The sequence below is a fragment of the Lysobacterales bacterium genome (assembly GCA_014946745.1).
Taxonomy (GTDB): domain Bacteria; phylum Pseudomonadota; class Gammaproteobacteria; order Xanthomonadales; family Xanthomonadaceae; genus Aquimonas.
This window is the reverse complement of record JADCRD010000001.1, coordinates 635,101-655,149: the sequence shown is the minus strand read 5'-3', so window position 1 is coordinate 655,149 and position 20,049 is coordinate 635,101. Positions and strand designations below refer to the sequence as shown.

18 protein-coding genes are annotated in these 20,049 nt (G+C 69.3%); 9 read left to right on the top strand and 9 right to left on the bottom strand.

All coding sequences use genetic code 11. The features are described from left to right. Positions 1–67: 67 nt before the first annotated feature. Positions 68–598, top strand: coding sequence for a hypothetical protein (locus tag H4O13_02720; GenBank protein MBE5314296.1), 531 nt, complete (start codon positions 68–70; stop codon positions 596–598). 151 nt (positions 599–749) lie between these two features. On the opposite strand, the gene H4O13_02715 is transcribed toward H4O13_02720, so the two are convergent. After that, positions 750–2,537, bottom strand: a complete 1,788-nt coding sequence (locus tag H4O13_02715) for a hypothetical protein (protein ID MBE5314295.1) — start codon at positions 2,535–2,537, stop codon at positions 750–752. Between the two features lie 409 nt (positions 2,538–2,946). Here H4O13_02715 and H4O13_02710 point away from each other — a divergent pair, with 409 nt between their 5' ends. Continuing rightward, the gene (locus H4O13_02710; protein MBE5314294.1) at positions 2,947–4,455 is read left to right on the top strand and encodes a DUF4832 domain-containing protein; all 1,509 of its coding nucleotides are present in this window, start codon (positions 2,947–2,949) and stop codon (positions 4,453–4,455) included. A 337-nt stretch (positions 4,456–4,792) separates the two neighbouring features. On the opposite strand, the gene H4O13_02705 is transcribed toward H4O13_02710, so the two are convergent. Continuing rightward, positions 4,793–5,620 carry a helix-turn-helix transcriptional regulator gene (locus tag H4O13_02705; protein MBE5314293.1) on the bottom strand — a complete coding sequence of 276 codons (828 nt, stop codon included), beginning with the start codon at positions 5,618–5,620 and terminating at the stop codon, positions 4,793–4,795. Positions 5,621–5,731: 111 nt separating this feature from the next. Here H4O13_02705 and H4O13_02700 point away from each other — a divergent pair, with 111 nt between their 5' ends. Beyond that, positions 5,732–6,157, top strand: a complete 426-nt coding sequence (locus tag H4O13_02700) for a hypothetical protein (GenBank protein MBE5314292.1) — start codon at positions 5,732–5,734, stop codon at positions 6,155–6,157. A 27-nt stretch (positions 6,158–6,184) separates the two neighbouring features. Further along, positions 6,185–6,604 carry a hypothetical protein gene (locus H4O13_02695; GenBank protein MBE5314291.1) on the top strand — a complete coding sequence of 140 codons (420 nt, stop codon included), beginning with the start codon at positions 6,185–6,187 and terminating at the stop codon, positions 6,602–6,604. Here the strand turns inward: H4O13_02695 and H4O13_02690 are convergent. From H4O13_02690 to H4O13_02675, 4 genes are all read right to left on the bottom strand, one after another. Beyond that, entirely contained in the window at positions 6,586–6,927 is a 342-nt protein-coding gene (locus H4O13_02690) for an alkylphosphonate utilization protein (GenBank protein MBE5314290.1), read from the bottom strand. The genes H4O13_02695 and H4O13_02690 overlap by 19 nt on opposite strands. Positions 6,928–6,991: 64 nt before the next feature. Further along, on the bottom strand, positions 6,992–7,891 hold the full coding sequence (locus tag H4O13_02685; protein ID MBE5314289.1) for a dienelactone hydrolase family protein: 900 nt from the start codon (positions 7,889–7,891) through the stop codon (positions 6,992–6,994). A 76-nt stretch (positions 7,892–7,967) separates the two neighbouring features. After that, the gene (locus H4O13_02680) at positions 7,968–8,708 is read right to left on the bottom strand and encodes a hypothetical protein (GenBank protein ID MBE5314288.1); all 741 of its coding nucleotides are present in this window, start codon (positions 8,706–8,708) and stop codon (positions 7,968–7,970) included. Further along, the gene (locus H4O13_02675) at positions 8,708–9,460 is read right to left on the bottom strand and encodes a hypothetical protein (protein MBE5314287.1); all 753 of its coding nucleotides are present in this window, start codon (positions 9,458–9,460) and stop codon (positions 8,708–8,710) included. The genes H4O13_02680 and H4O13_02675 overlap by 1 nt, the downstream gene beginning before the upstream one ends. 538 nt (positions 9,461–9,998) lie before the next feature. On the opposite strand from H4O13_02675, the gene H4O13_02670 reads away from it, so the two are divergent. Together H4O13_02670 and H4O13_02665 are read left to right on the top strand one after the other, a co-directional pair. Further along, positions 9,999–10,811, top strand: coding sequence for a ferredoxin--NADP reductase (locus H4O13_02670; GenBank protein MBE5314286.1), 813 nt, complete (start codon positions 9,999–10,001; stop codon positions 10,809–10,811). A gap of 86 nt (positions 10,812–10,897) precedes the next feature. Next, complete coding sequence (locus H4O13_02665; protein ID MBE5314285.1) at positions 10,898–11,752, top strand: hypothetical protein; 855 nt, start codon at positions 10,898–10,900, stop codon at positions 11,750–11,752. A 93-nt stretch (positions 11,753–11,845) separates the two neighbouring features. Here H4O13_02665 and H4O13_02660 read toward each other — a convergent pair whose 3' ends face one another. Continuing rightward, a complete protein-coding gene (locus tag H4O13_02660) occupies positions 11,846–12,121 on the bottom strand; it encodes a DUF2007 domain-containing protein (GenBank protein ID MBE5314284.1) in 276 nt (91 codons plus the stop codon). Between the two features lie 69 nt (positions 12,122–12,190). Between H4O13_02660 and H4O13_02655 the strand changes: the two genes are divergently transcribed. Next, positions 12,191–12,607, top strand: coding sequence for an FKBP-type peptidyl-prolyl cis-trans isomerase (locus tag H4O13_02655; protein ID MBE5314283.1), 417 nt, complete (start codon positions 12,191–12,193; stop codon positions 12,605–12,607). A 25-nt stretch (positions 12,608–12,632) separates the two neighbouring features. Here the strand turns inward: H4O13_02655 and H4O13_02650 are convergent, their stop codons facing one another. Further along, on the bottom strand, positions 12,633–13,283 hold the full coding sequence (locus tag H4O13_02650; GenBank protein MBE5314282.1) for a TetR family transcriptional regulator: 651 nt from the start codon (positions 13,281–13,283) through the stop codon (positions 12,633–12,635). A gap of 63 nt (positions 13,284–13,346) precedes the next feature. Continuing rightward, complete coding sequence (locus tag H4O13_02645; GenBank protein MBE5314281.1) at positions 13,347–16,142, bottom strand: EAL domain-containing protein; 2,796 nt, start codon at positions 16,140–16,142, stop codon at positions 13,347–13,349. Positions 16,143–16,294: 152 nt separating this feature from the next. Here H4O13_02645 and lptD point away from each other — a divergent pair, with 152 nt between their 5' ends. Together lptD and H4O13_02635 are read left to right on the top strand one after the other, a co-directional pair. Further along, positions 16,295–18,544, top strand: a complete 2,250-nt coding sequence (gene lptD / locus H4O13_02640) for an LPS assembly protein LptD (protein ID MBE5314280.1) — start codon at positions 16,295–16,297, stop codon at positions 18,542–18,544. Positions 18,545–18,737: 193 nt separating this feature from the next. Further along, positions 18,738–20,042 carry a peptidylprolyl isomerase gene (locus H4O13_02635; protein ID MBE5314279.1) on the top strand — a complete coding sequence of 435 codons (1,305 nt, stop codon included), beginning with the start codon at positions 18,738–18,740 and terminating at the stop codon, positions 20,040–20,042. Positions 20,043–20,049: the final 7 nt, after the last annotated feature.

The window sequence follows — 20,049 nt, the reverse complement described above, 5'->3', positions numbered from 1 at the left end:
AACGGCCACCACCCTCGCACCGCCGCTTAGCGCACAATCGGTCGACCCAAACCGCCTGCTTCGGCGCATGTCCGCCTTCCAAGCCTGTGCCGCGACGAACCCCAACGAGGCCCTGACCGATCGCCTGATCGCGTTCCTGCGCGGGATCGGCCTGCGGGTCGACGAAGAGACGCTCGCGACCTCCGGCTTTCTGCCGGGCGTGTGCATTCGCGCGGGCGGTCTCGTGGTCGACCGTAGCGCGCTGGCATGGCCGGGCGATCTGCTGCACGAGGCCGGCCACCTCGCGGTGATGCCAGCCGCACTCCGGCCCGAGCAGAACGGCGCACTGCACGACTGTGAGCTGGTGCCGCATGCCGGCGAGGCCGAGGCCATCGCCTGGGCTTTTGCCGCCGCCTGCGCGGTGGGGCTGTCCGCGCGCGAACTCTTCCACGCAGGCGGCTATCACGGCCACGGCGAGGCGCTGGCGATGACCTTCGGCTGCGGCGTCTATCATGGCCTGCACGGACTCATGCAGGCCGGCATGGCCTACGGTTCGGCGGAAGCCCGCAGCGCGGGCGTCGAAGCCTATCCGCACATGCGTCGCTGGCTGCGGCCCTGAGGCTTCGTCAACCAGCGCGCGCGGGTCAAGGCGCGCGCGGCGATGCGGGGAGTCCGCCGAGCCAGCAACCCGCGGCGTTCGCGCAAGGCGGTGACGCCGCGGGCGCAAGGGCGCACAGAAGCATGCGACCGGCAGCACGAGTCCAGAGGGCTCAGTGCACCATGCGCAGCGGCTCGAAGCGGAGATCCTGCAGGAAGCCGCCGCTGCTGCAGTCCATGCCGGTCAGGTTGGCCAGGTCCTGCTGCCGCCGCAGCAGATCACCGAACTGGCGCACGGGCGCGAGGTTGATCGGGTCCGGTTTGTTGAAGGTGCTGGGCGCGGACAGGCTGCCAGTGCCGACCAGGAACCTCGACAGCGCACTGGTCGCCGCGGCCTGGCGCACGCCGATGTGCACGAAGGGCAGGTCCGCCGGCACCGAGCTGTCGCGGGCTTCACCGCCATGGCAGGCATTGCAGGTCGCCAGCGAGAATTTGTGCCGCGGCTGGTTGGCGACGCCTGGCGCATTCCAGACGGCGCCGTTCGCCACCGAGAAGTTGAAGTTGGATCCGCTCAGGAAGGGTTGCCCAAGCCACAGCGGCGGCACCGTATGCGCGTCGGCGACGATGGCCGCCGCATTGGTCGTGATGTAGTTCGCCAACAGGCCGCCGTTGTTGAGCGTGTGATGCGGGGTCTGCTGGGTCGAGACGATGCGCAGCAGCGGGCTGCCCTGCTGCAGGACGAACTCGCGCAGCTCCCACAGCGGATTCAAAGCGTTTTCGTTGGTGCGCACCTGATTGATGGCGCTGCCGTTGGGCTTGTTGGGCGCCGCGTTGGCGCTGGTGAACTGGTCGGTGATGCTCTGCAGCGCAGCGTTGTAGGCGGCGCTGCCAAGCACCAAGCCGCCCAGATCGGCCCACTGCTGACCGTAGCTGCGCACGGCCGAACAGCCGCGAACGGGAACGCCGTACTCCAGGATCACGGTGAACGGCGTGGTCGAACAGCCACCGTTGAGGTTGCGATTGACCACGCCGAAAACGAAGCGGCCCTCGCCTGCGCTGCTGGCGCCGTACACGCTGTTGCCGCGCAGATCGACACGGTTGACGATGGCGAGCAGGCGGAACGGCGAGCGATTCAAGTCGAGCTTGCCGTTGATGCGCGGCCAGCTGTTCAGCACCAGCGGACCGATGTTGCCGCGCGCCGGCACCGCGAAGCTGTTGAGCGTGTGGTTGACCTGCCAGCTGCGCAGCCAGCGCTCGACGAAGTCCGCCGGATCCACGCCAGTGAGCGGCGTGTTGGCCATGTTGCTCATCAGGGTCTTGAAGGTCCAGGCGCCGTTGGGGTTGCCGCTGTTTCCGCAGATGTCGAAAGTCCGGGTCGGGTCGTTCACCACGGCCGTCGAGGTGATCATCAGCTCGCGCGCCGGGTCGACGAAGGACAGCGGCATCAGCAGGACATCGCGCGGAATGCGCAGCGGCAGGGACTCAAGTCGGGCAAGCTTCAGTTCACGAGGATCGAGCCGCTGGAACTCCTTCTCGCCCAGCATTTCGCGCCCCTCGAACAGGGGCGCCGAACGCTCGCCGCTCTCGCGGATCAAGGCTTCGCGACGCTCAATCTCATCGGCGAAGCGATCGAAGTCGAGCTTGATGATGCCGACGAAGGTCAGGGGCTCGCGCTCGTCGCGCTTCAGCACGAAGCGCTGGGTGTCGACATCCAGCTCGATGCTGTCCGGCAGCAGCTCACGCTGCTCGAACCCCAGCCTCAGCAGGGCATTGCCCTCGGGGTGCCCGTCGCGCTCCATCGGCGTGAGCTCGATCAAGGCCGGCGCAGGCAGCTCGGAAGGTGGCTTGTCGGCCGCAGCCGCGGCCGACAGCAGCAGACAGAGGCAGAGACCAAAACCTGCGAGAAGCGCCCGCTGCAGACGAAAGCGGGGGCGCACAACGGAACGCACGGTGGTGAACATGGGAGTCTCCTGATCAGAACGAGAAGACAGCGATCAGGCGTCGTTTCCCGGTAGCGGCGCGGGGCTGTCCAAGCTCAGGGAGGGCGCGGGGCCAGCCGCGTCTCAGGCATTCCCGGGTTGCCTGTCAGATCTGACAGTCGGCGCCCGCCCTGCTGGCCGCGGGCATCCGCCGCCTGCAGGCCGATTCAGGCGCGTCGTCAGCGCGCAGGGCGGCAATCCATTTGGCCGGGGTGCGGCGGTTTGCCGGTGCCACCGCGCACGGATCAGAGGATTTCGCTTTCGCCGGCCCTCACCGGCTGCAGCGCGCAGCGGCGGGATCCGCCTGGGGCTCGCGAACCGTGATCTTGACACATGTATCGCAATGTCACGCCCCCTATAGTCGCGGCGCCCGGACTCCAGGACGTCGACGATGCCGACCCGATTCATCCGCCCTCGAACCGCAACCCGCGTGCTGTGCCAGGCAGCGTACGCAGCGCTCCTGGTGATCGGGCTCGTCATGCTGGGGCGCGCAAACGCCGCGGAATTCACGCCGTCTCGCACCGACGAACTGCACCCCAACCCCCACAGCGGCTTCATGCTGTGGGGGACAACCGTCGGCACCGCCAATCACTATGGCGCGCGGATCTACCACGTCTACGTGCCCTGGCGGGAAATCGAAACCAGCGATCAGGTGTTCGACTGGGCGGGGTTCGAGCAGCGCCGCCTGCAGCCGCTGCTCAACGCCAATCCCGACACCACCTTTGTGCTGCGGCTGGTGGCCGACTACCCCAACGGCAGCGCGAGCGGCATCAGCACCTACTACACGGGCGGCCAGAACGAGCGCGACTATCCGCTGTTCCTGGAGCAGCCCCCGCTCAATATCGCCGGCAGCGACTACAGCAGCTGCAATGGCGATGGTCCGGGCCGCACGCCGGACTGGAACCATCCGCAGATGGCCGTGCAGATGGGCCAGCTGATCACGGCATTGGCGCAGCGCTATGACGGCCATCCGCGCATCACCGCCGTGCAGGTCGGACTGCTCGGCCTGTGGGGCGAATGGCACCAGTCAGGCTGCGCCCAGAACGCGCCGGCGGCGGCGATCAAGGCCAGCGTCCGTGATGCTTACGCCGCGGCGTTCAGCCGCACGCCGCTGCAAACCCGCTACGCCCGCTCGCCCGATGCGTCGGGCGTGGAGTTCGGCTTCCACGAGGACTACTTTCCCTCCTTCACCGGCTTGTGCGCGCGCTTCAACCCGGCCATGCCGCGCTGCAGTTCCAGCGGCGACTGGAATCTGGAATGGGCGATGCTGAACCTCACCCCGGGCTCGCAGGACAACTGGCGCAGCGCACCGATCTCGGGCGAGAGCCCCTTCAGCGACCAGAAGAACACGTGGACAGAGCGCACCGAAGACGTGCTCAGCCTGCTGCGCCAGTTCCACTTCAGCTTTCTGGGACCCGCCGGCAAGCATGAAGAGCCGGGCCACGGCGCCGTGATGAACCGGATCCGCCGCCTGCTCGGATACCGGCTGCACATCGATCGCGTGCGCGTGCCGGCCCCTCTCGTTCCGCAGCAGAGCATCAGCATCGAACTTGAGCTCTCGAACAGCGGCGCAGCGCCGCTCTACCACGCCTACGCGGTCGCGATCGATGGCGTCGACGCCGGCGGTTCCACTCGTTTCACCCTGCTCTCGGCTGCCGACCTGCGAGATGTCGTTCCAGGCGAGACGCTTTCGGTGGTCGAAACCCAGACCTTGCCGGCCCAGGTCCCGCCTGGCGACTACAGCCTGCGCCTGCGCTTGATGCCCCTGGTGCCCGGCAGCATGAGAGTTCTGCTCCACAGCGGCCCGCGCGACAGCGAGGGGCGGGTGATCCTGGGCACGGTCGCGGTCACAGCTCTGGCTGCAGGGCCCGTGTTCCGTGACGGGTTCGAGACCCCGTGAGGCGAGCGACCGAAGCACGGCCCGGGCGGTCGACGGGGTCGCGCTGGAGCGGCCGCTCTCTGCCCGGCCAGTGCTCTGCCCCGGAGCTGCCGTGTTGAACGCCGCGCCGCCGAGCCAGCCCTGAGCGCGGGCACTTCGACGCATCCAATAGAGCTGTCGACCCGCAGCGAACCTCCCGAAAGGGCCGCGCGATGATGCCGGCGCAGGGCGACGACGAGCGCGCGCAGCAGGCAATGGCAGCGTTGCCGCGCAGGGCCGGAACACCGCGCAATCGGCACCGCGAGCTCCGGCATCATTCCGTTCGACGAACCGCAGAGGGCCGATATCGCGCGAAAGCTCAGACGCGCGCCAGCGCCCGCAGACGCTCAGCCGTCGCGGCATCGGCCGGATAAAAGCATTCCAAGGCAAGCTCCGACAGGGTGATGTCGGCGGGGGTGCCGAAGACGGTGATGGTGCTGAACAGGGCGAGCTCGCCCAGCGGGCTGCGCAGGCGGAACAGCATCAGCACGTCGGGGGTCGGGGATTCGGGCGTGTCGTGTCGCTCGGCTTCGTGCGACAGCGGCGGGTAGGCCGACAGCTCGGCGAGCAGCCGCGCCAGCACGTCGTCCCCACTCTCCTGCACCTGCCGACGCAGGCGTGCGAGCAGATGTCCTCGCCACTGCTTCAGGTTGACGATCTGCGGCGCCAGCCCGCGCGGATGCAGGCTCAGGCGCAGCACATTGGCCTGCGGCTGCAGCAGCGCCGGATCGACGCTGGCGAGCAGGGCCTGCGCGCTGGCGTTGGCGAGCTGCAGGTTCCAGTGGCGGTCCACCGCCACCGCGGGAAACGGCGAGTGCAGCTCGATCACCCGCTGCACCGCCTCGCGTGCGGCAGACAGCGCCGGATTGTCGAGCGCGGTTTCGGCGAAGGCCGGCGCGAATCCGGCCGCCAGCAGCCAGCGGTTGCGCTCGCGCAGCGGCAGCTCCAGCAGGGTGGCGAGATGCAGCACCAGCTCGCGGCTGGGTCGGGCGCGGCCGGTCTCGATGAAGCTGAGATGCCGGGTCGAGATCTCGGCCTCCAGCGCCAGGTCCAGCTGTGAGAGTCGACGGCGCTGCCGCCAGTCGCGCAGCAGGCCGCCAATGGCGGGGTTCGAGGTCGGCACGGAGTTCGATCGAAGGCTGTCCATGCCTGGGATGCTAACCGCGGCTTCGCGGCCACGGCATTACCTGGCAGGTAATCGACCGCAGGCGACTTCGGCGCGAGGCTGGTGGCGAACCCACACGAAGAGGAACCCACCATGCGCACCATCCACCCTTCCTCACTGCTGCGTCTCGGCCTGCGCCTCGATGCGGTCCTGAGTCTGGCCGCGGCTGCACTGGTGCCGCTGCTGCTGGAACCGCTGGGCGCCGCGCTCGGCCTCGAGCGCGTGCACATGATCGCGCTGGCGGGCTTCATGTTCTTCTGGGCGGCCCTCACCGGCTGGATGGGCGGCCAGGCGCGACTGCCGGCCTGGAGCCTGTGGCTGAGCATCGCGGTGAATCTCGAATGGGCCGTGGCCAGCCTGCTGCTGCCGGCGCTGGGACTGTTCAACCCGAGCTCGATCGGCTGGGCGGTGCTGGTCGCACAGGCGCTCGCGGTGCTGGTGTTGGCCGAGCTGCAGTGGCTGGGTCTGCGACGCAGCGCGCGCGAGGCGACGCCAGACACGCGCGCGGCGGTGGCCTGAATGGAACGCGGCAGGCGGGATTGGCGGATGACCGCGGTGCAGGCCGGACTGTGGATCGCGGTCGGCATCCATTGGCTGCCCCTGCCCGGACTGCTGGGGCCCGCAAGCCTGGTGTCGATGTACGGGCTGGAGGCGCCGCTGCCGCCAAGCGTCGCCCTGCTGCTGCAGCATCGCGCCTTGCTGTTCGCCCTGCTCAGCCTGCCGCTGGCGCTGGCGCTGCGGGGTCACGGCTCACTGCGCACCGGTGCCCTGCTGCTGCTCGCCAGCGACCTGGCGTTCGCTGCGCTGTGCCTGCAGCACTGGCCGCTCGCTGCGGGGCTGCAGCGGGTGCTGCTGTTCGACCTGCTGTCGATCGGCCTGCTGGCGGTGGGGCTGCTGCTGAGTTGCCGGTCTGCGGCGGGCCCGGGCACGCGAGCGCCGGACGCAAATCAGACCTTGCGCAGGTAGCAGGCCTTCAGCATGAAGTTGCCAGCGTCCATGCGGCAGTCGACTTCATGGTCGCCGCCGACCAAGCGGATGCTCTTCACCTTGCTGCCAACCTTGAGCACAGTGGAGCTGCCCTTGACCTTGAGGTCCTTGATCAGCACCACCGCGTCGCCGTCCGCCAGCGGCGTGCCGTTGGCGTCGACGACCACGCGTTCAACGTCCACTTCTTCTGCCTGCGCCTGCTGCGGCCACTCCTCACCGCAGTCGGCGCAGATGTAGAGCTCGCCGTCGGGGTAGGTGTTCTCGGAGCCGCACTTAGGGCAGGCAGGAAGGGTGTCAGGCATGGCGAACGCCGTGTAAAGGGCGTGAAAGCATACGCCCTGCGGCCGCCCGGACCGGCTGGCGGCATCAGCCGCGCAGCGTGCGCTCGAACAGCGCCAGCGTCTTGGCCCAGGCCTCGCGCGCCGCGGCTTCGCTGTAGCGCGGCGTGGTGTCGTTATGGAAGCCGTGCAGCGTGCCCGCAGGCTGGAACAGCTCGAAGCGGGTGCCCGCCGCGGTCAGCGCAGCCTCGTAGGGCGGCCAGGTGGCGTTGACGCGCTCGTCGTCGGCGGCCAGCACCACCAGCAGCTCGGCGCGGATCTGCGCTACACCGTCCAGCGGTGCGGCGCCGCCGTAGTAGGGCGCGGCTGCGGCGAGCTCGGGCAGCTGCGTGGCCAGCAGGTTGACGATGGCGCCGCCGTAGCAGAAGCCGGTCGCGCCCAGACGTCCGTTGCCGCCGTCCAGCGCCTGCAGCCAGCGCGCGGCAGCGAGGAAATCCGCGCGGCACTTCACCTGGTCGAGCTGGGCAAACAGCGTCCGCGCGGCGTCTTCGTCGCCCGGGTAGCCGCCAAGGCTGAACAGCGCGTCCGGCGCGAAGGCCCGGTAGCCGACGATCGCGAGGCGGCGCGCGACATCCTCGATATGCGGGTTGAGGCCGCGGTTTTCGTGCACCACCAGCACGCTGGGCAGCGCGCCGGCCGCCTCGGCGGGCTGGGCCAGATAGCCTCGGCCCTTGCCGTGGCCCTCGGGCGAATCGAATTCGCGGTATTCCGCGCGGAGGCGCGCGTCGTCCGCGCTGACCTGCTGCGCGGCGGCGAAGCGCGGACTGAGCGCAGCCAGCAGCCCGGCCGCGCCAGCCGCGCCCGCGGCGTAGTGTCCGGCTCCCGCCAGGAACGCGCGACGATCGATCAGCCCGTGCACAAACTGGTCGAACAGGCGCAGCACTTCGGGATGGAAATCGTGCTGGTCAAGACGGCGCGGCGTGTTCATGCGGTGACCCCGTGGCAAAAGAGCGGCAAGGCTGGCGCCGGCAACATCGCGAGCGCGTGAACTGTCGCCCTTCCGCTCAACCGGCCTTGCCAGGCAGCGGGTAGACCTCGCGGATCGCGCAGCGGCTGGCCAGCCGGCTGGCGCCCATGGCCGCGATATCCGCCCGATCGTCAGGAAGGATCACAACGGTGTCGCCGGTGTTGCCGCAGATCAGCCCGTTGTTGGCGCCCGAGGCGAAATCGATGTTCTCGAACCGGCCCAGATCCGGGCAGCTGCCGTCAAGCTCGACCCGGTACACGCTGGGCCCTCCGCCGCGACGTGCCGAGGTCTCGACGATCAGCCCGCCCTCGGACTCGCTCCAGGCGCGCAGATGGCGTGCGGCGAAGCAGAAATCGCCGCTGCCGCCGAATCCACCGCGCGCCTTGCCCTTCACTTCAACGGTGGACAGCGTGCGCGCCGAGGCCTCACGCGCCAGCCTCGCGAACTCGCGGGGCTCGACCGGCGCCAGCGCGGCGATCGCGCAGGTCGCGCCGCCAGGCTGGATCTGCACAAACGCGCCCTCGCCGCAGGCCCAGCCTTCGCGGGCCAGCAGGTTCGGCTGTGCGTCCGCCTGCAGCACGGCCTCGCAGGCGTCGGCCAGCTCGACCCGGAAGCGCTGGCCGTTCGACAGCGCCACCGCCAGCTGCCAGGCGGAAGGGGCGTGGAAGGCTTCAATCAGGCGCGCATCGAGGCAGTCGGGAGAGGGCGCAGGGGAGCGCGCCTCGACTGCAGTTGAGAGAGCAAGCGCGGCAGCGAACAGGGTGAATCCGCAGCGCATCAGCGCGCCACCTGGGCGATCGGGAAGACCTCGCGGATGGAGCAGCGCGAGCCGAGCGCGGTGACGGGCATCAGCCCCACGTCGATCAGTTCGACGCGATCGCCTACATTGCCGCAGATGACGCCGTTGTCGGTACCGGAACGGAAACCCACGCTGACCGCGCGGCCCAGGTCAGGGCAGACCTCACCCAGCTCGATGCGGTAGCGCGAATTGCCGCCGGAGCGAGGCGCCGACACCTCGACTTCGAGCGCGTCTCCCGACTCGCTCCAGGCGCGCACATGGCGCGCGGCGAAGCAGTGATCGTGGGTGCCGCGGAACGCCCGCGGCGCACTCGCTCTCACCTCGACTGCGGCCAGCCTGTCGCTGTCGCGGCGTCCCGCATCGCGGAGCAGGGCTGCGAACTCGCGCTCATCCGCAGGCGCCAGCGCGGCGATTCCGCAGCGCGTACCGCTGCTGGCGTCCACGACAAACTCGCGTGCGCCGCCGCAGGCCCACCCCTCGTTCGAGAGCAGGCTGAGCCGGGCGTCGTCGCTCAGGACCGCCGGACACGCGGCATCGAGCTCAACCCGAAACCGTCGACCATCCGCCTGGACGATGGCCAGCTGCCAGGCGGAAACCGGAAACACCCGATCCACCTGCCGTGCATCAAGGCAGTCAGGCGAAGGCGCGGCGGGACGCGGCGCAGCCGCGTGGACGGTGCAGGCCGCGAGGGCGAGCGCAACGGGCATCGAGAGCTTCAGGCAGCGAAACATGCAGGCCTCCAGACATTGATCAGGGCCGAACGGGCCACGGTCGACTTTGCCTAGCCACCGGTGAACCGGCAAGCCCATGCAATCGACTGGCAGAGCACGAGCAGCCAGCTCGGGTTCAGGAAAACAGCGGCGCGCGACGGGCCGCAGGAGACGTTCGACGTGCCGCCAGACCCCAGCCCTCCCGGCCCGAGCTGCAGGCCAGCGCCACCGCCTTTCGGCAAGACAGAAGACTTCAGCGTTGCCGCGCGCCATGGAGGGCGCGCCCGCGGAGCGAGCACGTCAGCGCGTGATCCAGCGCAATCGAGCGCATCGAAGGCCTCGCCGCGCAGCGGCCGAACGAGTCCGGACATGCGCCGGACTCGCGACCACGGATCAAGGCCAGGATGGACGTGATCAGCCTCGGCTTTGAGTCCCCTCAATGCGGCAGGCGATAATGACGCGGACAATCGCCTCCGCGTCGAGGCCCTCCCCTCTCCCCCGTGCGCAGCCGCCTTCGATCCCGAGGGATCGCCCAGCCAGCTGCGTGGAAACCCTGCCCATGAATGCCGCTGTCCAGCCTGCACGCGCCGAAGCCGACAAGCCCTACCGCATCGAGCGGGTCACCGCTGTCCACCACTGGACCGACCAGTACTTCACCCTGCACACCACCCGCGACGAGGGCCTGCGATTCGAGAACGGCCAGTTCGTGATGATCGGCCTGATGGTCAACGGCAAGCCGCTGCTGCGTGCGTATTCGATCGTCAGCCCCAACTGGGAGGAGCAGCTGGAGTTTCTGAGCATCAAGGTGGCCGACGGCGCGCTGACTTCGCGGCTGCAGCACATCCAGCCGGGCGACGAACTGCTGGTCAGCAAGAAGCCCACCGGCACCCTGCTGATCTCCGATGTGACGCCCGGTCGCAACCTCTATTTGCTGGCCACCGGCACCGGGCTGGCGCCCTTTCTGGCCATCGTCCGCGACCCCGAGACCTACGAGCGCTACGACAGGATTGTCGTGGTCCACGGCGTGCGCCAGGCCCGCGACCTCGCCTACCGCGATTTCCTCACCCGCGCGCTGCAGCAGCACGAGTATCTGGGCGAGCTGGTCCGCGCCAAACTGCTGTACTACCCGGCGGTGAGCCGGGAGCCCTTCGTGCACGCGGGCCGCATCACCGAGCTGATGGACTCGGGCCAGATGATGCGCGACCTCGGCCTCGATCCGCTCGACCCGTCCCACGACCGCGCCATGATCTGCGGCAGCCCCGGCATGCTGGCCGATTTCCGTGCCCTGCTCGATCGCCGTGGCTTCGCGGTCAGCCCGCGCATCGGCACGCCGGGCCACTATGTCTTCGAACGGGCCTTCGTCGAGAAGTAGAGGCGGTTCGCAGACGTCTGCGGCGCCTGCATACTGAGTCTTCACGCAGCGCCCACGGGGGGCGTTCGCGACTCAGGGGTCTCGCCATGTTTGAACGTTTCGCGCGCAGCTGGTCGCTGATCAAGGCCAGCGCTTCGGTCCTGCGGCAGGACAAGGAGCTGCTGCTGTTTCCGCTGCTCTCGTCGATTGCCACCCTGCTGGTGATGGCCGCCTTCCTCCTGCCGGCGCTGGGCCTGGGCGCACTGGATGGACTGCAGCGCGTGGACGAGCAGGGCGTGCCGCCGCTGGTCTACGTGCTGGCGTTTCTGTTCTATCTATCGCAGTACTTTGTCATCTTCTTCTTCAACTCGGCCCTGGTCGGCGCCGCCATGATCCGCCTGCAGGGCGGCGACCCGACGGTCAGCGATGGCCTGCGCATCGCCAGCGGCAAGATCGGCGTCATTTTCGGCTATGCGCTGATTGCGGCGACCGTCGGCATGATCCTGCGCGCGATCCAGGAGCGTGCCGGCTGGCTGGGTCGCTGGATCGCCGGTCTGCTGGGTGCGGCGTGGACGGTGGCGAGCTTCCTGGTGGTGCCGGTGCTGGTGAGCCGCGATATCGGCCCGATCGAAGCAGTGAAGGAAAGCGCCGTCCTGCTCAAGCGCACCTGGGGCGAGAACGTGATCGGCCAGGGCGGCATCGGCCTGGTGTTCGGGCTCCTCAACTTCGTGGTGGTGATCGCGGGCGTGGCCCTGATCGTCGCTGCGGCGATGAGCCAGAGTGCGGTGCTCATCGGCCTCGCAGTGGCCGTGCTGGTGATCGCACTGGTCATCGGCGCGCTGATCCAGTCGGCACTCTCAGGCATCTACTCGGCCGCGCTGTACCGCTACGCCAGCGGCGAAGGCGAGAGCGCGGGCTTCGAGGGTGCCCTGCTCACGCAGGCGTTCGCGCCCAAGGGCTGAGCCATCGGCCGGGTTGTCCATCGCTGTCGGCAAGCGGCGGCCGTGGTGGGCCGTCGCCCGCACGGCCGCTCCGCTCGCTGCAAAGCGCCCGGCTCAGGCGGGCAGCACGCCCTCCTCTGCCGGATCGAGGTCTTCGCCCTCGCCGAGGCTCCGCGCGTCGCGCTGCGCCGCGAGTTCGGCCAAGGCGACGCGAGCTTCATGTTCGAAGTCGTTACCGACCCAAAGGCTGTGCAAACCCGACACCGGCAGCTCGCCCATCGCTCCGCCCAGATGTTCGCCCGCGAGCAGGGCGGGCACGCCGGCCGCTTCCAGCCAGCCCCGAGTGATCTGCGCGTCGATGTAGCTGTCGGCCTCGTAGACTTTGCGCATTCCTGACCCGGCGGATTCTGATCGATGAAGACGAGAGCGTACCCGCCCCTGCGCGGATGGGCCGTGTGGATGGCTGTGCTTCTGATCGCAGTCACCGGCTGCGCACCGCAGCCGCTGCCACCCGAGTTCGGCCGCATCGAGGGCATCGAGGTGGTCGACCTGCGCCAGGGCGAAGGTGCCCCCGCCAAGGCGGGCGATCGTCTGCGCATGCACTATCGCGGCTATCTGTACGACCAGCGCGCCGAAGGCGGCCGCGGACCGAAGTTCGACGACTCGCATGCGCGTGGCCAGCCCTTCGAGTTCGTGCTGGGAGCGGGACAGGTGATTCGCGGCTGGGACGAGGGCCTGGTGGGGCTGAAGCCCGGCGGCACACGTCTGCTGCGGCTGGGCCCCGAGTACGGTTACGGCGAACGCGGCGCCGGCCGCGCGATTCCGCCCGGCGCGTCACTGCTGTTCGAGGTCGAGCGCGTCGCCAACGCCGACTGAGTACGTGGCTCGGGCCGCAGCGCGGCTACTCGCGCCAGCGCTGCGCGCCGAGAAAGATCATCCGCAGCTGACGGGTCAGCTCCTGCTGCTGCTCGCGTTCGGCCTGCGTATCGCCCGGCGGCAGATCCAGGATGTCGTTGATGGCGTTGATGACCGTCGCCACCACCAGCCGGCACAGCAGGGCCAGCGTGCTGGCATCCAAGCCTGGCATCAGGTTCAGGCGCCGCATGTCCTGCGCCATTTCCTGGGCGAAGTGGCCTTCCTCGGTGCGGATGGCCTGGCGGATCACCGGCGCGCCGCCGCCGCGCTCGGAGGCGATGAACAGGAAATGCGCCCGGTGCTGCTGGACGTAGGTGCGGAAGATCAGCACCGAACTGCGCAGGATCTGGGTCGGCGGCAGGCCGGTGCGACGCGCCTCGCGCAACAGCCTGCGCAGCGTGGCGCCCGACTCTTCGACCAAGGCCAGGCCCAGCTCGTCGAGATTCGGAAAGTGGCGGTAGAACGCCGCCGGCACCACGCCGGCGCCGCGGGTGATTTCGCGCAGGCTGAGCGAGGCGAAGCTGCGCCCGGTGCCCATCAGCTGAAGCGCGGCCGAGAGCAGCTGGGTGCGGGTCAGCAGACGTCTCTCATCGCGGGTCAGGGCGGGGTCGGCCTCACCGGCTGTTCGTAGGCTCATCGCGGCGGCAGTGCGTGTGAAGCCGGCAGTGTACCCGGGCGCAGGGCCGCGGCAGTCCCACGCTCAGGCTTCACGGGCGCGGGCCCAGGCCTCGAAGGCCGTCGGCGCCAGCGCCGGTGCGAACAGATAGCCTTGTCCGCGCGTGCAGCCCAGGGCCTGCAGGGCGACGCGGTGCTCCTCCAGCTCGATGCCTTCGGCGGTCAGCGACAGCCCGAGATCGCCAGCGAAACCGATGATGGTGCGCACGATCGCCCGGTGGCGCGGGTTGCTGCCCATGTCGCGGATGAAGCCGCGGTCGATCTTGAGTGCATCAAAGGGAGAGTCGGCGAAACGCTCGAGCGAGCTGTAGCCGGTGCCGAAGTCGTCGACAGCGAGGCTGGCGCCGGTCGACTTGAGCGCCGCCAGACGCTCGCCCGCTTGGCTCATGTCGCCACCGAACACGCGCTCGGTGACTTCGATCTGCAGGTTGGCGGCCGGCAGGCCCGAGGTCAGCAGGGCTGCGCGCACCTCGTGCGCTGCCGCCTGCGAAGCCACCAGGCGATCGTCCATGTTGACGCTCAACGTGAATCCGTCGCGCTTGAGCCCACGCCGCCATTCCGCCGCCTGTCGGCAGGCGGCACGCAGCACCCACAGGTCGATGTCCCCGATCAGGCCGGCCTCCTCGGCCAGCGGCAGGAACTCGCCGGGCAGCAGCAAGCCGCGCCGCGGGTGCCGCCAGCGCACGAGCGCCTCACAGCCCAGGGCGCGCCCGCTGTCGAGGTCGACGATCGGCTGGTAGTGGACTTCGAATTCGCCGCGGCCTATCGCCAGCCGCAGGTCGGTCTGCAGCTCGAAGCGGCGCCGCGCCTCGGCGTGCATGGCCTCGTCGAAGACCGCATAGCCGCCCTTGCCCTGGGCCTTGGCGCGGTACATCGCGGTGTCGGCGTCGCGCAGGATCTGCTCGGGCCAGCGATAGTCGGCATGGCCGAGAACGATGCCCACGCTGGCACCCGAGTAGACCTCCTGCCCATCGACCCGGAACGGCCTTTCAAACAGCTCACCGATCAGGCGCGCGGTGGCCTCGGCGCGCTCGCGTGAGCAGGGCCCCTTGGGCAGCAGGCTGAACTCATCGCCGCCGTAGCGCGCCAGCAGGGCCTCGCGCCCCAGGGTCAGCGACAGCCGCTCGCCGATGGCCACCAGCAGGCGATCGCCGGCGCCGTGGCCCAGGCTGTCATTGACCCACTTGAACCCGTCGAGGTCGAGGAACAGCACCGCGTAGTCGTGGCAGTCGCGTCCTTGCGCCTCACCCAGGGTGATCAGCAGCTGCTGTTCGAACTGCCAGCGATTGGGCAGGCCGGTGAGCGGATCAAAGTTGGCGTGGAAACGCAGCAGATGCTCCGCCTCGCGCTGTCGCGTGATGTCGACGACCGAGCCGGCCAGCTCCATCCCTCCGGAATTCTCACCGGCGCGCTGCACCGAGAGGTTGACCCAGAGCAGACTGCCGTCCTGCCCGACAAGGCGAGTGGTGAAGTCAGCGACGCGGCCGTCGGCGCGCAGGCGTGCCAGCAGCCGATCGCGGTCCTCGGGGGCGGCATAGAGTCGATCCACGTGCTCCAGCGCGTGCACCAGACTGGCGGGATCCGCATAGCCGAGCATGCGCGCCAGCGCCGGATTGACGTCCAGAAAGCGGCCCTGCTCGGTGCTGCGGAACAGCCCCACGGGCGAGCGATCAAACAGCTCGCGGTAGCGCGCTTCGGCATCCGCCAGGGCCTTGCGCTGGCGCTGCTCGGAGGTGATGTCACGCATCACGCCGGTCGATGCGATATCGCCCTGATAGAGAATCGCGTCGGCATGCACCTCAACGCTAATGACATGGCCCTGGCGGTGCAGCAGGCGGATCACGTACCGCTGCACGTCGAGCGAACCGTCTTCGCGCGCCTGCCGGCGGGCCTGCTGGGCCTCAGCGTCGTCGGGATGCACCAGCTGCATGTAGCTGTGGCCAATCAGTTCAGCGGGGGCATAGCCCAGCATCTCGGCCAAGGCCGGATTGAGGAAGAGCATGCGACCGCGCTGGATGAGGAACACGCCATCGCGGCAGTTCTGCACCAGCGCGCGGTACAGCGATTCGGACTCATGCAGGGCCTGTTGGGCTTCCAGCTCGGCGCTGACGTCGACCAGCGAACCCTCATGAAACAGCGTGCGGCCCTTGGCATCGAGGACAGCGCGGGCATTGACGCTGACCCACACCAGGCTGCCGTCGCGACGGCGCATACGCTGGCGGCGGCCGCGCACTCGACCGCTGATGTCCAGTTCCTCGCGCACCCGCGCGGCATCTGCTGCGTCGGCATAGAGGCGCTCAACGTCCTCGGCCAGCGCCAGCAGCATCTGCGCCGGCGAGTCGTAGCCGAACAGCCGCGCCATCGCCGGGTTGGCGTCGATCAGGCCACCGTCGGGCAGGCTGCGGTAGAGGCCCTCGGCCGCATGCCAGTAGAGCGAGCGGTAGCTCTCGCGCTGCGGGTCCGGGGTGTATTCCGCAAGACGATCAGGGGCGACGTCGAGCAGCACGAAGATGTGGGTGCCCTCATCGGCGGCGATGCACTCCGCGTTGAGGCGACACAGCAAGAGGTGGCCCTCGGCATGTCGGACCGTGACCTGCAGGCCGCAGACGCGCCCGTACTCGCGCAGCTGCGACCAGATCGCGGTGCGCACGGTCATCTCCGGCCACAGGCCCATCTCCAGCGGGCGACGCCCCAGGGTCTCGTCGCTGCGGTAGCCCAGCATGCGCTCCAGCGCGGGGTTGACCTCCAGCACGGTGCCGCGGTCCGCGCAGAGCAGCGCGACCACCGTATCCGAGTGCCTGAAGCGATCCAGAAAACCCACCCAACGCCCTCCGCTGCGCGAGCCCGTGACTATACGGACGCCGTCGCCGTCGCGCGCGCGGCGCGCCGGTTTGCCGGGCCCTTGGAGTTTCCTGCAAGCTTGAGGCCACCGGGAGTGCCCGCCAGCGCCTGCGCGCGGCATGTCTCTCGCCCATGACCACCGAGCTTTCGCCCTTGAGCCCGACACGCCCCCGAATCCACAGGCTGAGCTTTGCGCTCGGCCTCGCCCTTGCCGGCCAGGCCCAGGCCCAGACCGTCCAGCCCGACTGGAGCCTGTGCCGCGTGCGCGAGCTTCCGGCCTTCTATCGTCAGGATCTGCCGCGCAACGTCGACCGCGAGCGCGCGCCCGTCGACGTGGTGGCGCGCGCCTTCCGTATCGAAGGGCCGGGCCAGTACGTGCTGGAGGGCGAGGCCGAGCTGGTGCGCGCCGACCAGCGCCTGTTGGCGCCGCGTCTCGACTACGCGGCGGACACCGGCGCTTTCAGCGCGCCGGAGGGCCTGCAGTACCAGGATCGCGCGCTGCTGGTCGAAGCGGCGCAGGCCAGGGGCGATCTGCGCCGCGACCAGACCGAACTCAGCGACCTGCGCTACCAGATGCTGGAGCTGCGCGGCAATGGTGTGGCGGCCGCCGCGCGGATGGAGGGCACCCGGAGTTCCCTGGACAGGGTCACCTACACCACCTGCGAGCCCGGCCAGGAGACCTGGCAGTTCCGCGCCCAGCAGATTGACCTCGACACGGCGACCGGCATCGGCAAAGCGCGCAATGCACGTCTCGAGTTCGTGGGCCTGCCTGTGTTCTACCTGCCCTACGTCACCTTCCCGCTCGATGAACGCCGCCGCAGCGGCTTCCTGTACCCCGGCGTGGGTTCGGGCAACAGCAACGGCCTCGACATCCGCCTGCCCTACTACCTGAACCTGGCGCCCAACTACGACGCCACCGTGGTGCTGCGCAGCCTGGGCCGTCGCGGCCTGATGCTGGGCGGCGAATTCCGCTACCTGGGCCGCAGCTTCGAGGGCCAGGTCGAGGGCGATTGGCTGCCGAACGACGATGTCCGCGGCCGTGACCGCGGCGCGCTGCGCTACCGCCACTACGGACGCCTGTCGCCGACCTGGACGGTGCAGGCCGACCTCAACCACGTGTCGGATGACCGCTACTTCGAGGACTTCGGCGACTCGCTGACCAGCATCTCAACCACCCTGCTGGAAAGCCAGGCCGGCCTGCGCGGTCGCGGACTGCAGTGGCAGGCCAGCGCGATCGCGCGCGATTTCCAGCTGGTGGACCCGCTGATCGCCGACAGCGCTGCGCCCTTCCAGCAGCTGCCGCAGCTGCGTTTCAGCGGCTGGCTGCCGGCGGGCCCCTTGCGCTTCGGCCTCGATGCCGAACTGGTCGCCTTCGGCCACGAGGACCGCGCGGCCGGCAGCCGCTACGACTTGCGCCCCTGGCTGCGCGCGCCCATTGAACGCGCCTGGGGCTTCCTGCGGCCGGAGCTGGCCTTCCGCCAGACCGGCTACCGACTCGACCGCGGCTTCCAGGCCGATTTCCCCGACCGCAGCCCGCAGCGCAGCCTGCCGATCGTCAGCCTCGACAGCGGCCTGCTGTTCGAGCGCTCGACCCGGCTGTTCGGCACCGATCTGCAGCAAACCCTGGAGCCGCGCCTGTTCTATCTGCGCGCGCCGTTCCGCGACCAGGACGACCTGCCGCTGTTCGATACCCAGGAGCTGTCCTTCAGCTTCGCCCAGCTGTTCCGCTCGAACCGTTTCACCGGTGCCGACCGGCAGATGGACGCCAACCAGCTCACGCTGGCCGTGGGCAGCCGCTTCTTCGATGCCGGCGATGGCCGCGAGCGCTTTGCTGCCAGCGTCGGCCAGATCCGCTATTTCGATCCTCCGCGGGTGGGCCTCTCTCCCGGCGGGCTGACCACGCAGCCGAACGCATCGCCCTTTGTCGGTGAACTCTCGGCCAACTTCACCCGCAACTTCTCCGCCGGCATCGGCAGCCAGTGGGATCCCGACCTCGACCGTACCGACCTGTCGGCGCTGCGCGCGCAGTACCGTCGGGACAACGGCACGGTGGCCAACCTGAGCTATCGATTCCGGCGCACCACCGGCGCTCCGGTCGAACAGGTCGACAGCAGCTGGCTGGTGCCGGTCAGCCCGGCCTGGCGCATCCTCGGACGCTGGAACTACTCGATCGCCGATCGCCGCACCATCGAGGCCTTCGCCGGGCTGCAGTGGGAAAGCTGCTGCGTGGCGGTGCGCCTGCTCGGGCGCCATTACGTGCGCAACCGCGAGGGCGAGAAGAACAACGCGCTGTACGTCGAGATCGAGCTGAAGGGCCTGGGCCGCTTCGGCCGCGACTCAGAGGAGCTTTTGCAGCGTGCTATTCTCGGCTACTCGCGCTAGCCGCCTGCATCGGCGCGCACGGCCTGCCTGCATCGCCCTGCGCGCCGCGCGACCGGCCTGCGGCCCGAGCCCTTCGTTCCGTGCGCGGGCGAGCGTTTAGGCCGCGTCCATGCGCACCGTGCGAGCCTCCGGGCGCTGCCCGCAGCCCCGGGTCGCCGAATCCCACCCAGAACACACACGAGACCGTTCACGCATGAACCGGATCGCCTCCCGCTGCACCGCCCTGCTGCTTCTGCTTGTCGCCACGCTCGGCGCCCCTGTCCATGCCCAGCTCGCGGAGCCGGTCGCGCCTGTGGAGAGCGTGGTGGCCGTGGTCGAAGAGGATGTCATCCTCCGCAGCGAGCTCGACCGCGCCATCGCCAACATCGTCAACCAGTACGCCGACCGCCGCGACCAGCTGCCGCCGCAGGCTGCGCTGGAGCGACAGGTGCTGGAACGTCTGATCCTGCTGCGCCTGCAGGTGCAGCGCGCCCGCGAGATGGGCGTGCGCGTTCCGGATGCCGAGGTCGAGGACGCGATCCGTCGCATCGCCGGGCAGAACAACATCAGCCTCGATCAGATGCGCACCCAGCTGGCCGCCGACGGCATCGACATGCCGGAGTTCGCGCAGTCGCTGCGCGACGAGATCGTCGTCCAGCGCCTGCGTCAGCAGATAGTGCAGAGCCGCGTGCAGGTCAGCGAAAGCGAGATCGACATCCTGCTGGCGTCGGATTCGCAGCAGGGCGGCCGCGTGCGCGCAGCGAACATCCTGGTGGCCCTGCCCGACGGCGCAACGCCGGAGCAGATCGAGCTGGCCAAAACCAAGATCGACGGCGTGCGCGGCCTGATCGCGCGCGGCGAGATGGGCTTCCAGGCGGCCGCCATCCGCTATTCGGACGCTCCCAATGCGCTCGAAGGCGGTGACCTCGGCGTGCGTCGACTCGACGAGATGCCGCCACTGTTCGCCAGCATGCTCGAGGTGATGCAGCCCGGCGATGTCTCCGAGGCGGTGCGCGGCCCCGGCGGCTACCACCTGCTGCAGCTGGTGGAGCGGGTGAACGAGGGCCCGCAGCGCCAGACCGAGTACAACGCCCGCCACATCATGGTGCGCATCAACGAAGTGGTCAGCAGCGATGACGCCCGCGCCCGTATCGACGCCCTGCTGGCGCGCGTGCGCGCCGGCGAAGACTTCGCCGAGATCGCACGCGCCGAGTCGCAGGATGCCACCACCCGCAACCAGGGCGGCGACCTGGGCTGGTTCCCGATCAACGCCTGGGGCGAGGCCATTGGCCAGGCGGTTACGGCGCTGAAGGACGACGAGATCTCCGAACCCTTTGTCACCAGCAGCGGCTGGCACATCCTGCAGCGGCTGGGCTCACGCGAGCAGGACATCACCGACCGCGTCCGCCGTGACGAAGCGCGCGAGACCATCGGCCGTCGCAAGGCCGAGGACGAGTACGAGCGCTTCCTGCGCCAGCTGCGCGACGAAGCCTACGTCGAAACCCGACTGGCGGGCTGAGCGCCTC

Bases quoted from the DNA above. Each gene is read 5' to 3' on its own strand.
- H4O13_02720 (MBE5314296.1), top strand. From the start codon at position 68: ATGTCCGCCTTCCAAGCCTGTGCCGCGACGAACCCCAACGAGGCCCTG.
- H4O13_02715 (MBE5314295.1), bottom strand. From the start codon at position 2,537: ATGTTCACCACCGTGCGTTCCGTTGTGCGCCCCCGCTTTCGTCTGCAG.
- H4O13_02710 (MBE5314294.1), top strand. From the start codon at position 2,947: ATGCCGACCCGATTCATCCGCCCTCGAACCGCAACCCGCGTGCTGTGC.
- H4O13_02705 (MBE5314293.1), bottom strand. From the start codon at position 5,620: ATGGACAGCCTTCGATCGAACTCCGTGCCGACCTCGAACCCCGCCATT.
- H4O13_02700 (MBE5314292.1), top strand. From the start codon at position 5,732: ATGCGCACCATCCACCCTTCCTCACTGCTGCGTCTCGGCCTGCGCCTC.
- H4O13_02695 (MBE5314291.1), top strand. From the start codon at position 6,185: ATGACCGCGGTGCAGGCCGGACTGTGGATCGCGGTCGGCATCCATTGG.
- H4O13_02690 (MBE5314290.1), bottom strand. From the start codon at position 6,927: ATGCCTGACACCCTTCCTGCCTGCCCTAAGTGCGGCTCCGAGAACACC.
- H4O13_02685 (MBE5314289.1), bottom strand. From the start codon at position 7,891: ATGAACACGCCGCGCCGTCTTGACCAGCACGATTTCCATCCCGAAGTG.
- H4O13_02680 (MBE5314288.1), bottom strand. From the start codon at position 8,708: ATGCGCTGCGGATTCACCCTGTTCGCTGCCGCGCTTGCTCTCTCAACT.
- H4O13_02675 (MBE5314287.1), bottom strand. From the start codon at position 9,460: ATGTTTCGCTGCCTGAAGCTCTCGATGCCCGTTGCGCTCGCCCTCGCG.
- H4O13_02670 (MBE5314286.1), top strand. From the start codon at position 9,999: ATGAATGCCGCTGTCCAGCCTGCACGCGCCGAAGCCGACAAGCCCTAC.
- H4O13_02665 (MBE5314285.1), top strand. From the start codon at position 10,898: ATGTTTGAACGTTTCGCGCGCAGCTGGTCGCTGATCAAGGCCAGCGCT.
- H4O13_02660 (MBE5314284.1), bottom strand. From the start codon at position 12,121: ATGCGCAAAGTCTACGAGGCCGACAGCTACATCGACGCGCAGATCACT.
- H4O13_02655 (MBE5314283.1), top strand. From the start codon at position 12,191: ATGGCTGTGCTTCTGATCGCAGTCACCGGCTGCGCACCGCAGCCGCTG.
- H4O13_02650 (MBE5314282.1), bottom strand. From the start codon at position 13,283: ATGAGCCTACGAACAGCCGGTGAGGCCGACCCCGCCCTGACCCGCGAT.
- lptD (MBE5314280.1), top strand. From the start codon at position 16,295: ATGACCACCGAGCTTTCGCCCTTGAGCCCGACACGCCCCCGAATCCAC.
- H4O13_02635 (MBE5314279.1), top strand. From the start codon at position 18,738: ATGAACCGGATCGCCTCCCGCTGCACCGCCCTGCTGCTTCTGCTTGTC.